Source organism: Paenibacillus sp. 7541 (genome assembly GCF_002276395.1).
GTDB classification, from domain to species: domain Bacteria; phylum Bacillota; class Bacilli; order Paenibacillales; family Paenibacillaceae; genus Paenibacillus_AQ; species Paenibacillus_AQ campinasensis.
The window spans coordinates 110,297-122,951 of sequence record NZ_NQLZ01000015.1 but is presented as its reverse complement, the minus strand read 5'-3'; the positions used below and the strand labels follow the sequence as shown (position 1 = coordinate 122,951).

Genomic DNA, 12,655 nt, shown 5'->3' with positions numbered 1-12,655 from the left:
GCCGATGGCCAATCTTTGTATCCATACCGTTTCTAGTACAGCTTGGTATCCAATGTATAGCCTTCCAGGTTGTCTTTGACCCTTTGCAAAAATCTTCCGCAGATGACACCGTCCAAAATCCGATGATCCAGTGACAGACACAGGTTAGCCATCGAGCGAACAGCAATCATATCATTGATGACAACCGGCTTTTTGACAATCGACTCAAACGTCAGGATGGCCGCCTGCGGATAATTGATGATCGGATACGACAAGATCGATCCGAAGGAACCGGTATTGTTGACCGTGAATGTGCCTCCTTGCATATCGTCGAGCGTCAGCTTGCCTTCACGCGTCTTCCGCGCAAGCTCGTCGATCTCTCTGGCAAGGCCCGCGATGTTCTTCTGATCCGCACGATGAATGACCGGCGTCATGACGGAATCCTCGGTCCCTACAGCGAGCGACAGATTGATGTCCCGCTTGACCACAATTTTATCCACCGCCCAGAACGAGTTCATGATCGGATAATCCTTGATGGCGTTCACGACCGCCTTCAACAGAAAGGCAAGATAGGTCAGGTTAACACCCTCGTTGCGTTTGAATTCATCCTTCAGTTTGTTCCGAAGCAGCACCAGGTTCGTTACATCCACTTCGATCATCGTCCAGGCATGCGGAATTTCGGTAACGCTCTGGCGCATGTTTCTGGCAATGGTGTTTCGTATCGGAGTTACGTCAATGAAATAGTCCGAGCGGCCGCCGCCTTCCACCTCAATGGTCGGAATCTTCGGCGTCTCCGTCAAATGCAGTCCGGAATGACGCACATCCGGGATCGGTGTGAAGAGATCCTCCTTCGACAATGGGGTAGCGGGTTGCTGCTTCAGGCCGCTAAACGGGGAGGCCGCTGATCCGGACTGCTCCCTTCTCTCTGCCCGGGCCGGTTCGGTAACAGCTGGCTGCGCCGCTGCGCCTTGTGATCCGCCCTGCTCGATATACTTCAATACATCCTTGCGCGTAATTCTTCCGCCCAGGCCAGTTCCCTGTACCCGGTTCAGATCGATCCCGTGCTGTGCAGCAAGCGTCTGTACCGCCGGGGAATACCGCGAACGCATCGACGTATCGCCAGATATCGCTGCACCCGGGGAATGTGCAGGTTCCGATGCACCACCAGCTGACGCCACCGTCCCGTCACTTGCTCCTGCAGTCTGAATACGGCAGATGACTTCACCTACACTGACAACCTGGCCCTCTTCGGCAAGAATGTCGCCCATAACCCCGTCAAGTGTAGACGGGATCTCTGCATTCACTTTATCCGTGATCACCTCACAGATCGGCTCATATTGCTCAATCGGATCACCAGGCTTTTTGAGCCATTTGGCAATCGTTGCAGACACGAGGGATTCTGCCAGCTGAGGCATCGCAACGTCGGTCATCGTATATTTATCGGTCATGCTCACAACTCCCTGTTCTTAATAAAGCGCCAGCTGACGCATCGATTCCTTGACTTTGTCCTTGTTCAACATGAAAAACTTCTCCATCGGCGGGCTGATCGGCATCGCCGGCACATCCGGCCCGCACAGACGCATAATCGGCGCGTCCAGATCGTACAGGCAGTGCTCCGAGATGATTGCCGCAACCTCGCCACCGACACCGCCGGTTTTGTTGTCTTCATGAACGATAAGCACTTTCCCTGTGCGTCTCGCGGATTCAATGATGGCATCCTGGTCCAGCGGCTGCAGTGTGCGCAGATCGAGGACGTGGGCGCTGATCCCTTCCTCTTTCTCCAGCTCTTCGGCAGCCTGCATGACAAAATGCAGCGGCATGCTGTATCCGATCACCGTGATGTCGCTGCCTTCGCGCAGGACGTTCGCTTTCCCGATCGGAACGACATAATCGTCCTCCGGCACGTCGCCGGTGATCAGTTTGTAGCACTTTTTGTTCTCGAAGAAGAGGACAGGGTCCGGGTCGCGAACCGCTGCTTTCAGCAGCCCCTTGGCATCGTACGCCGAGAACGGAGCAACGATCTTCAGACCCGGCGTGCCAAAGAAGATCGATTCCGGACACTGGGAATGATACAGCCCGCCGAAGATGCCGCCGCCAATCGGCGCGCGGACGACGATCGGACAGCTCCAATCGTTGTTCGAGCGGTAGCGGATTTTCGCTGCTTCACTAATGATCTGGTTCGTCGCCGGAAGCATAAAGTCGGAATACTGCATTTCCGCGATCGGCTTCATACCGTACATGGCCGCTCCAATCGCTACCCCGGCAATCGCCGATTCCGCCAGCGGCGTATCCAGCACACGCATCTCGCCAAACTGCTCGATAAGCCCCTTCGTGGTCGTGAATACGCCGCCCTTCACGCCAACATCCTCGCCAAGCACGAAGACGGATTCATCCTTCTCCATCTCTTCCTTCATCGCGAGGCGAATTGCATCAATATACTCCATTACCGCCATCCTTCAGTTCCTCCTTCGTCTTCCGCATACACATGAAGAAGCGTATCCTCAGGTTCCGGGAACGGAGCACGATCCGCGTATTCCGTCGCTTCTTTGATCTCCAGATTCAGCTGTGCCACCAGATCTTCGTCACGAGCCTCATCCCAGAGTCCCGCTTCGATCAGATACGTCTTGAAACGCGCCACGCCGTCCTTCTTCCAGTTCTCCTCCACTTCTTCCTTGGTCCGATAAGCCAGATCATTATCGGAAGTGGAGTGCGGGGACAAGCGGTACATAACCGACTCGATCAAGGTTGGCCCTTCTCCGCGCACAGCGCGCTCACGAGCTTCCTTCACCGCTGCGTACACCGCAAGCGCATCATTGCCGTCAACGCGGACGCCTGGGAAGCCGTAGCCCAGCGCACGGTCGCTCACCTTGCCGCTGATCTGCTTGTGCAAAGGTACAGAGATGGCGTACTGATTGTTCTCACACATAACAACAACTGGCAGCTTGTGCACCCCCGCAAAATTCAGCCCTTCATGGAAATCGCCCTGGTTGCTGGAGCCTTCGCCGAAGGTGACAAACGATACAAAATCCTTCTTCTGCATTTTGGCCGCGAGTGCGATGCCAACCGCATGCGGCACCTGGGTCGTCACCGGACTGGAGCCGGTCACAATGCGCAGCCGCTTGGAGCCGAAATGGCCCGGCATTTGGCGCCCGCCGCTGTTCGGATCCTCGGCCTTGGCGAATGCGGACAGCATCAGCTCGCGAGGCGTCATGCCAACAGCCATAACAAAGCCGTAGTCACGGTAATACGGCAGGAAATAATCCTTCTCCCGGTCAAGGGCAAACGCCGCAGCTACCTGACAAGTCTCCTGCCCGATGCCGGAAACGTGAAAATTGATTTTTCCCGCACGCTGCAGAAGCAGGTTGCGCTCATCGAATTTTCGCGCGAGCACCATATATTTGTACATGTCAATCACTTGTCCGTCAGTCAGTCCAAGCTGTTCATGCCTAAGCTTATTCGATGTCATCGTATCTTGTTCTTTCATGGAGATCCCTCCTTTTTCATGAGCCAGTCAAGCCTCCTGACCGATTCGGTTCCCCGATCAAGCGACCTCATATCAAGTATTAAAACCTGGTACTAAGACTTGGCTTAATCTTATTATAATCCCTTTTCCGGCAAAAAGAAATGAGGGATTGCATAGTGAGGTTATCCAACTGATGATCTGCCTAGAGGCCGATAGCTCGTCCATCCACGGCCAGCATGGCTTCGCCGAGCACTTCGGACAGGGTTGGATGCGCATGAACTGCCGCCCCGACTTCCCATGGCGTCGCATCCAGCACCTGGGCCAGCGCCGCTTCGCCGATCAGCTCGGTCACATGCGGGCCGATCATATGTACGCCGACAATATCGCCGCTGTCCTCATCGGCAATCACCTTCACAAAACCTTCCGTCGCCCCCTGCACCAAAGCTTTACCGATGGCCTGGAAAGGGAAACGTCCCACCTTGATCCGGCGTCCCTGCTCTGCGGCCTCCTTCTCCGTCAGCCCTACGCTCGCCGCTTCGGGACGGGAATATATACAGCGCGGAATCCACGCTTTCGGGTACGGCGCTGTCTTCTCGCCGGCCAGGTGGTTCACAGCTGCAATCCCTTCATGGCTGGCGGCATGGGCCAGCTGAAGACCGCCGATCACATCGCCGATGGCATAAATATGCGGCTCGGTCGTCTGGAGATGCTCGTTCACGGCAATAAGCCCGTTCTCAACCCGCACATCCGTATTTTCAAGCCCGATGTTTTCCGCGTTGCCTACGCGGCCTACAGACACCAGCAGCTTGTCTGCGCTTAGCGTCCGCTGCTCGCCCCCCGCCTCCACGGAAACGGTCACCTGCTCATCCACCACCGCATAGCTGTCCACAATCAATCTGGCGCCGGTATACACCTTCACGCCTCTTTTTTCAAGCTGCTTCCGCATTTCTTTGCCGATATCCTCGTCCTCGGTTGGCAGCAGCTGTGCGGTCGCCTCGATCAAGGTCACGTCCACGCCAAAATCATTCAGCATCGACGCCCATTCTACCCCGATCACGCCTCCGCCTACGATCAGCATCGACGCCGGCAGCTGCTCCAACTGGAGCGCTTCATCACTCGTCAGTATATGTATTCCATCCGCTTCAAGCCCCGGCAGCTGGCGCGGCCTTGAGCCTGTCGCTATGATAAGGTGGCCCGGCACGACCGTCTCCATCTCCCCACCCGGAAGCTCAACGGCAACCGCCCCGCTCCGCGGCGAGAAGATCGAGGGCCCGATCACCCTGCCTTTGCCCTGGATCACCGTAATTTTATTTTTGCGCATCAAATACTGAACGCCGTCGTGCAGCTTGTCCACAATGCCCTGCTTCCGCTTCTGCACTTTGTCAAAAGCAAGCCGGAGCCCGCCCGTCTCAATCCCGTATTGCTCGCTCTCTTTCATGTCGGCATACAGCTCGGCACTGCGCAGCAGCGCTTTGCTGGGAATACACCCCTTATGCAGGCAGGTACCGCCCAGCTTATCCTGTTCAATAATGACAACTTCCTTTCCCAACTGGGCAGCCCGAATCGCAGCGACATACCCCCCTGTACCTCCTCCAAGTATTGCAACATCACATGTTATGGCCACAAACGGCACCTCCACAATATAATCCATAATGGTTCTTCATTCTCTATCATTGTACTCTCTTTCAATCGTATTACAAAATAGCGAGAATTTAGACCAAAATCAATAGCCAGCATTTCGTTTGATCAATATATAGTATTGCACGCAAAATCTCATCTATATATTGTATTAGTAGTGGATACTCATGCCCGATTTACGCATAATGATTGACAACCTGTAAGAAAACAGGAAGCGCCGAAATGGACATCGAATTCGGAAAACGGTATGATAATCGATAGTTGAGTATCACTTACAGGATGGAAGGAAATTTGGTTATGAAAATGTTGATCTCCCGCTTTATCGCCATTCTTATTCTCGTCATCCCCGGATTTCTGGCGATGAAAGGTTTCCTGATGATGAAGGATGCATTCTTCCTATATATCGCCGTACACGGTGATGACAGCGTGCTCAATCCGACCTTCGAATGGCTCTCGTTCCTCGGCGGCCTGGCGCTGTTTGTCATCGGCATCGGCTTCCTTGGCGGATGGATTCTGTTCCGTGACCGGAAGCGCAATTATGTAGGGCCAAGATTCAAGAAGAAACGTCCTGCCGCCAAGCCGGGAAGCTCATCCGGCAACTGACACTTCGCTTATCCGGATATTCGAAAACGAAGCAGGTGCAGCAAAAGGTCGAAGACATCCGCTAGAACTTACGAAAGCGGCATCTTCGACCTTTTTGTATGTTACAACGATACCGCCAGACTTGCCCCGATCCGCCACAACCGCGCCAAGCCGATGCAGTACTTGTCCAGTTCCGCGTGCTTCGCGCATGTGGTTGGCTGTTTCTATTCCATCAACGCATCCTTCAGTTTACTGGACATGCGGGCTTCTTTCCCGCTTGCCTTGAGTACCGCTTTTCTCAAATTCATGTTCTGCCGGGCAACCTGCTTCAGCTCCTCGAGCATCTCATGCAGAAGCGCGCGTGCCTCTGCCGTAAGCGCTCCGGCTGCCGCAAGCTCCTGAATTCGCTGTTCCCACATCTCCGCCTTGTCCATCATGCCTACCTTCCTTTCAACTTGCCATCCGCAAGCGTCCGACAGGGACGCTCGTAGAATCACGGACGCTTCTTCAAATCGGCTGCCAGCTCCCGGATCAGCTCGGGCATCCATGCCTTCACATTCCAGAAAGTAAAGCCGGTCTCAGCCGCTCTTGCGTTGCTCATCACCCAATCTTGCGGCACGCCAAACGGTGATTGATGCTCTTGGGGAGCCTCCGACACCAGCGATGCTGTCTGTCCAATCTCCAGTTCGATCATACCCATAATTTCACGCACTGAAACAGTCCCGTCAGAGCAAGCATTGACCGGCCCCTCCAGTTTAACCTCGCCAATCCACTGCAAACATGCAGCTGCCTCCTCGGCATGAACAAACGATATTTGCGCATCCGGTGCCGGAAGTCCGATCGGCTCGCCTTGTGCAGCATGCTCAATGTGGAACCAGAGCCGCTTCGTGTAATCGTCTGTCCCGAGTACTATCGGGAATCGGACAGCTGCCACCGCCAGATTGCTTCTACCGAACAGCACCGCTTCGGACAGCCGCTTGCCTTCCTTGTAGCTGTATTTGCGCTCAGGATTGGTCTGAACCGGATAGTTATATGGATCGAAATCGCCCTCTTGCAGCGGATGGTCTGCGTTATCGTACACGGCCAACGTCGAGGTCAGCACATACAGTCCGGTCCGTCCTGCAAAAATCTCCGCTGCCTGTTCCGCTTCCTCCGGGGTATAACAGATGTTGTCATACACAACATCCCACTGCTGCCCCTCGACCGCTTGACGCAGCGCATCCGGATCGGTCCGGTCTGCTTGTAACCGTTGTACCTTATCCCCAAAGGGATCTTCACTAACTCCCCTTGTCAATATCGTCACATCGGCTCCCGCTTCGATCAGCCGACTCACCAATCTGCGGCCAAAAAAACGGGTGCCGCCCAGCACCAGCACATTCTTCATCTCCGTCCCTCCTCCGTGTTATCCATGCCTCATTATCATACTCCCATTTGGTTCAAAAATCCAAAGCATGACGTTCACGCAAGCAAAGGAAAACGCCGTGTCCACACCACTGACCTTTCGTCAATGAGCGAAGACAACGGCGTTGCCGTCAGATGATAGGCTTTAGCGTGTATCCGGTCTTGGCACACCAAAGTTCGGCGTCCCGTCTTCATTCCAGCTTATCGCCTGCACGCGCGTATGGCGGTTCGGGTCGTAGAGCGGATCACCTTCAATCTCCTTGTAACTTCTGGCGTGATAGACCAGCAGGTCGAGCGAGCCATCCTCCGACACCGTAAAGCTGTTATGCCCCGGCCCGTATTGACGATTCACCTCCGAGGTGGCAAACACCGGCACCGGCGACTTGCTCCATGAGGATGGATCGAGCAGATCGCTGTTCTCATCCGCGGTCAGCATCCCCATGCAATAATGTTCACCGGTAGAACTTGCGGAATAGGTCATGAAAATCCGGCCATTTCGCTTCAGCACCGCTGCTCCTTCGTTGACAGAGAAGCCGATCTTCTCCCAGTCATACTCCGGAATGGACAGGCATACCTGCTCCCCTGAAAGCGTCCACGGGTTCTCCATCCGCGAAATGTACAGATTCGAGTTTCCCGGAATGTTCGGGTCCTTCTGGGCCCAAACATAATACCGGACGCCTCGGTGCTCGAACGTTGTCGCATCCAGCGAGAAGGATTCCCACTTTGTTTTGACCTGTCCTTTTTCCAGCCAGTTGCCTTCAAGCGGATTCTCAGCCGCATTTTCCAGCACGAACATGCGATGGTCGAACAGCCCGTCCCGTGTATCCGACGTATGGGCAGCCGCAAAATAAATGTACCATTTCCCATCCACAGCATGCAGTTCCGGCGCCCAGATGTTAGCGCTCATGCAGCCCGATTCATGCTTTCTCCAGACCGTGACGGCCGGTGCTTCTGCTAGCCCTTGAATGGTCAAGGAGCGTCTGAGCTCAATCCGGTCATACTCCGGAACCGAAGCGGTAAAGTAATAATATCCGTCCGTATGCTTGTATATCCACGGATCGGCCCGCTGTTCAATGAGCGGATTTTGAATATTGATTTGTTTATTTTCATGGATCATGGTGTTCTCTCCTATTTTCTTGTTCTATAGATCGGCTAGCCCTTGATGCCAGCATTCAGGTTAATCGACTGTACAAAATATTTTTGCGCGAACAGAAACAGCAGCAGTGTCGGGATGATTGCCAGAATCGCGGAGCCCATCAGCTGGCCGATCAGCCGGTAATTGCCGTAAATATCCTGGAGCAGCAGCAGTCCCGCCGTTACCGGCATTTTATCAACATCGGTATAGACGATGACGGGCCACAGGAAGTCGTTCCAGGAGCCTGTGAACGAGAACAGTCCGCACACGATCAGCACCGGCTTAATCAGAGGCAAAATGACCGAGAAATAAATTCTGAAATCTCCCGCGCCGTCTACTTTGGCGGATTCATCCAGATCCTTCGGAATGCCCTTCATGAACTGCCTGACCAGAAAAATATTACCCATACCAGCCAGACCGGGTATAATCATCGCCCATGCCGTATTCACCCAGCCGAACGCATCAATGATCTTGTAGGAAGGAATCAGGTTCACGACTCCTGGAAAGAAAGAAATGCCGAGCAGGGTAAAAAACAGCGTATCCCGGCCTTTAAAATTCATCCGCGCATAACCATAGCCGGTGATGGATATGATCACGATGACCAGTGCCGTATGTGTTGTCGCAATGAATATCGAGTTAACCAGCCACCGCAGGATAGGTGCCGTTGACGTGTTATTCAGGATCGTCACATAGTTATCCAGGATCCAGTTCACCGGAAGCAGCCTGAAGCCGGTTGATACCACCTCAGCCTGGGAACGAAAGGATGTCGTAATCCCGAAGATGACGGGAATGATCCAGATCACGCACAGGACAGTGAGAAACAGATAAGCGATATATTGGGATATCGGAAAACGCTTGCCCTGCAGCGGTTGTTGTACGGGAGATTTGATCTGCACTTCAGCCCCTGTATTGTTGAGCACTTGGTTGGACATTCACTTGCACCGCCTTCTTTCACTTATTCAGCATTTTGCAAAATCCACATAACTGCCGCCGCAAGTTTTACGAAGCATTCCGGTTCATCACATAGTACTGCAGCGCCGAGATGACCAGGATGACCAAGCCAAGCAGAACCGCCATCGCAGACGCCATGCCGGCAATCGATTCCCCATGACCAAAGGCCAGCTGGCGAATATACATCATCAGCACGGTCGTGCTCTGTCTCGGTCCCCCGTCCGTCATCATAAGCGGCTGACCGAACACGTTGAAAGCGCCGGCGGTCGTCATCACAAACGTATAGATGAGCGGGAAGCGAATCGAGGGCAGGGTAATGCTCGTAAAGCGGCGGATCGGACCCGCGCCATCCATCTCGGCTGACTCATACAGCTCTTTGGATACCCCGCTGATCGAGGCGCGATAGATGATCATGTTGCCTCCGACGCCGCCCCACACCGTAATGACGATGATGATAATCCAGGCGTAAGGCTGGTTCGCTGCCCACACTGTCTCTGAGCCGAACACATTGCCCGTAATGCCAAGCTGCTTGTTAAAGATCAACAGCCAGATGAGCGCCGCAGCGGAAATCGAGATAAGCCCAGGGATGTACAGCACAGCCTGGATGAAGCCCTTCAGCTTCACCTGTTTATGCTCCAGCGCAACCGCAATCATCAGCGGCAATGCAATCAGTATCGGCACGCTCAGGCCTACAAAAATCAACGTATTCTTCAAGCCGTTAAAGAACTGGGTATAGAAGGTCGAGCTCGTGTCTGACAATATCGTCCGATAATTATCAAGGCCAACCCATACCGGATCATTAATCAGATTCCATTTGGTAAACGAAGCGTATATCCCATAGATGGTCGGCAGACAGATAAAAATGATAAACAATATGAAATGAGGTCCTACAAAGAAAATAGGTGCAAAGGATTTCCTATTCATAACCTGACATTTCTCCTTTTAGTGGAGGAGCACCGCTCTGATGGAGCGGCACTCCTGCTCATGCTATTCATGTCATCTGCAGCTACTCATTCCCCTTGAGTGTTGCCCTCAGCAATTTTATCCTCCACAAACTTCTGCATCGTCTGCAGCGTCTCATCCAGGTCTACGTTCCCCCGAACGATGTCGGCAGCATACGTATCCACCGCTTCGGCTACATACGGATAATATTCGTAGGTGTAGATATACAGCGATTTAATCTCGTCCTCATTCGAGGTAAAGAAGGATTGAATGTAGTTCTCGTATTCCGGATTTTCAATGACCTGTTTACTCGCTACAATCTGGCCCGCCTTGGCCCATTCCATCGAGTTCTGGCGAATGAACTCTAGAAATTCCCCGATCCCTTGCTCTTTCTCGTCCGTGCGGTTGTCATTCTTCAGCATGGCAAACAGATGGGAGGAAGCGCGGTTGGTGAATTTGTCGGCAGAGGTAGAATAGATGTTCGTCACATCGAAGTTTAAACCCTCCACACTCGCATGGGCTGTCGAAGACCAGGTGCCGTCTGTGGAAAACAGGACATTCCCCGCCTGGAACATCAGATATCCATCCTCGCCAAATGGCGTCATCAACCCGGCGTCTGCAATCTTCTTCACTTCCAGAAACGCCTGCTTCATCGCTTCTGTATTGACCGCAGGCTGCCCGTTCTCTTGAATGTCTCCGCCCAGGTTCTGAATCTGGGCCATAATAACCCAGCCAAGCAGCGCATCGTTCACCACATAATCGCCCTCTTCAAGCTTGCCTTGCAGGGATAGCATTTCATCAATGGTGACCACGTTGTCGTCCAGAAAGCTCTCAGCGTTGTATTTCTGCAACAGATCCTTGTTGTAATACATCACATTGCTGTGAATATCGAGCGGGACGGTGTATTGAACGCCATCGATGTTGCCGGTCGTCCAGGCTTGAGGCAGATAATTGTCCTCTTTCAATTCCGGCTGGGCTTCCATCACCGCGGTCATCGGCTCCAGCACCCCTTGTCTGACAAATCCCGGCACACGGTCTGCGTGGATAATGGCCAGATCCGGAACGCCTTTGCCGGAGTTCAGCACCGTCGAAATTTTCGTGTACATATCGGACGTAATGACATGTTTCACTTTGATCTCGGGATTGGTATCGTTGTATTCCTTAACAAGCTGATCCATATAACTGCCGTCTTCTCCTGTCAGCGGTGTCCAGAATGTAATCGTATTTTTGTCATCTCCGCCGCAAGCGGTTAGCATGGCCGATATGGCCAAAACCACCAAGGTGATCCCCCATCTTTTTTTCAATTTGCTCTCCTCCAGTCATTGATTTAGTTCTGGATTAACAAAAGCCAACACCAAAGCAGATATAAAACAACTTTTGGTTCAGTATACAGGCATATTGAAAGCGTTGTCAATAATGTTTTTGTAAACTTAATCATGTTTATTTTATTATAATTAACATATTAGTTAACTAAAATGAGTTGTAATCGATGATTATCAACTAGTGATTTATATACTAGTTAATCAAATTTGTGTTATGATTAACTTATACATAGATGGTGTTACGCCACAAGTAATCCTAGAGAAAGAAGTGATCGTATGCAGCTTGAAATTGATCAATCCTCGCTTATCGTTTATGAAGCGCTGGCCAGTGAAGTGCGTTTGAAAATCATCCAATTGCTCTCCAAAAATAAAATGAACATCAAAGATTTGGCGAAGGAGCTGCAGATCAGCAGCGCGATTGTCACGAAGCATATCCAGAAGCTGGAGGATGCGGGCATTATTAAGACAGAGCTTGTCCCGGGGAAATCGGGGCGGCAAAAAATTTCGATTCTGAAGGTCGATCATATCGAAATTAATTTTCCGAAGAAAATATTCCATTCCTATGCGTCCTATGAAACGTCGGTGCCGATCGGCCACTACACGGATTATGATCTGAAGCCAACCTGCGGTCTGGCAACGGAGAAGGATTTTGTCGGCCCGGTGGACGAGCCGAAATACTTTATGGACCCGAAGCGGGTGGATGCGGAGATTTTATGGTTTACAGAGGGGTATGTGGAGTATAACGTGACCAACTTTCTGAAGAAGGACGAGAAACTGCAGCAGTTTGAGATCAGCCTGGAGATCGCTTCCGAGTTCCCGTTTGCCAACGATGTATGGCCGTCGGACATCACCTTCTCCCTGAACGGTATAGAGCTCGGCACATGGACGAGTCCCGGTGATTTCGCTGATACGAGGGGCAAACTCACCCCCGAATGGTGGCCAAGCAACATTAACCAGTACGGCCTGCTCAAGACGATCCGGATTACCAGCCACGGCACCTATATTGACGGCGACCCGCTGTCTCCGGTCTCCGTCAATGATTTGGACACCACCTGTGATCGCTGGAGTTTTCGTATCGAAGTGAAAGAAGATGCCGAGCACGTTGGCGGAGCCACCCTCTTCGGCAAGAAATTCGGCAATCACAATCAGGATATTGTGTTTAAGCTATATTATTTGTAGCAGCTGTTCGAAGAATAAAACTCTCGTCCAAGTAGACAGTAGTTAAAATGATTCTGCTGCTGT

Annotated in this window: 12 protein-coding genes; 2 read left to right on the top strand and 10 right to left on the bottom strand. The window is 52.4% G+C overall.

Annotated features, from left to right (window positions below):
• Positions 1 to 32 precede the first annotated feature (32 nt).
• From CHH75_RS09690 to lpdA, 4 genes are all read right to left on the bottom strand, one after another.
• Positions 33 to 1,427 (bottom strand): dihydrolipoamide acetyltransferase family protein, encoded by a 1,395-nt coding sequence (locus CHH75_RS09690; protein WP_095263443.1) that lies wholly within the window; start codon positions 1,425 to 1,427, stop codon positions 33 to 35.
• Between the two features lie 18 nt (positions 1,428 to 1,445).
• Positions 1,446 to 2,432, bottom strand: a complete 987-nt coding sequence (locus CHH75_RS09685) for an alpha-ketoacid dehydrogenase subunit beta (protein ID WP_095263442.1) — start codon at positions 2,430 to 2,432, stop codon at positions 1,446 to 1,448.
• Complete coding sequence (locus CHH75_RS09680) at positions 2,423 to 3,463, bottom strand: thiamine pyrophosphate-dependent dehydrogenase E1 component subunit alpha (protein ID WP_095263441.1); 1,041 nt, start codon at positions 3,461 to 3,463, stop codon at positions 2,423 to 2,425. The genes CHH75_RS09685 and CHH75_RS09680 overlap by 10 nt, the downstream gene beginning before the upstream one ends.
• 181 nt (positions 3,464 to 3,644) lie before the next feature.
• Positions 3,645 to 5,066: a dihydrolipoyl dehydrogenase gene (lpdA, locus tag CHH75_RS09675; RefSeq protein ID WP_095263594.1), complete on the bottom strand. Its 1,422-nt coding sequence runs from the start codon at positions 5,064 to 5,066 to the stop codon at positions 3,645 to 3,647.
• 311 nt (positions 5,067 to 5,377) lie between these two features.
• Here lpdA and CHH75_RS09670 point away from each other — a divergent pair, with 311 nt between their 5' ends.
• On the top strand, positions 5,378 to 5,683 hold the full coding sequence (locus CHH75_RS09670) for a DUF2627 domain-containing protein (RefSeq protein WP_095263440.1): 306 nt from the start codon (positions 5,378 to 5,380) through the stop codon (positions 5,681 to 5,683).
• 203 nt (positions 5,684 to 5,886) lie between these two features.
• On the opposite strand, the gene CHH75_RS09665 is transcribed toward CHH75_RS09670, so the two are convergent.
• The 6 genes from CHH75_RS09665 to CHH75_RS09640 form a co-directional block, all read right to left on the bottom strand.
• Complete coding sequence (locus CHH75_RS09665; protein WP_095263439.1) at positions 5,887 to 6,099, bottom strand: hypothetical protein; 213 nt, start codon at positions 6,097 to 6,099, stop codon at positions 5,887 to 5,889.
• Between the two features lie 56 nt (positions 6,100 to 6,155).
• On the bottom strand, positions 6,156 to 7,046 hold the full coding sequence (locus CHH75_RS09660) for an NAD-dependent epimerase/dehydratase family protein (protein ID WP_095398043.1): 891 nt from the start codon (positions 7,044 to 7,046) through the stop codon (positions 6,156 to 6,158).
• Positions 7,047 to 7,208: 162 nt separating this feature from the next.
• Complete coding sequence (locus CHH75_RS09655; protein WP_095263437.1) at positions 7,209 to 8,180, bottom strand: glycoside hydrolase family 43 protein; 972 nt, start codon at positions 8,178 to 8,180, stop codon at positions 7,209 to 7,211.
• 35 nt (positions 8,181 to 8,215) lie between these two features.
• Positions 8,216 to 9,130 carry a carbohydrate ABC transporter permease gene (locus CHH75_RS09650; protein WP_095263436.1) on the bottom strand — a complete coding sequence of 305 codons (915 nt, stop codon included), beginning with the start codon at positions 9,128 to 9,130 and terminating at the stop codon, positions 8,216 to 8,218.
• Between the two features lie 67 nt (positions 9,131 to 9,197).
• The gene (locus CHH75_RS09645) at positions 9,198 to 10,073 is read right to left on the bottom strand and encodes a carbohydrate ABC transporter permease (RefSeq protein WP_095263435.1); all 876 of its coding nucleotides are present in this window, start codon (positions 10,071 to 10,073) and stop codon (positions 9,198 to 9,200) included.
• A gap of 86 nt (positions 10,074 to 10,159) precedes the next feature.
• Positions 10,160 to 11,347 carry an extracellular solute-binding protein gene (locus tag CHH75_RS09640; protein WP_095263593.1) on the bottom strand — a complete coding sequence of 396 codons (1,188 nt, stop codon included), beginning with the start codon at positions 11,345 to 11,347 and terminating at the stop codon, positions 10,160 to 10,162.
• Positions 11,348 to 11,689: 342 nt separating this feature from the next.
• Between CHH75_RS09640 and CHH75_RS09635 the strand changes: the two genes are divergently transcribed.
• Positions 11,690 to 12,592, top strand: a complete 903-nt coding sequence (locus CHH75_RS09635) for an ArsR/SmtB family transcription factor (RefSeq protein ID WP_095263434.1) — start codon at positions 11,690 to 11,692, stop codon at positions 12,590 to 12,592.
• Positions 12,593 to 12,655 lie beyond the last annotated feature (63 nt).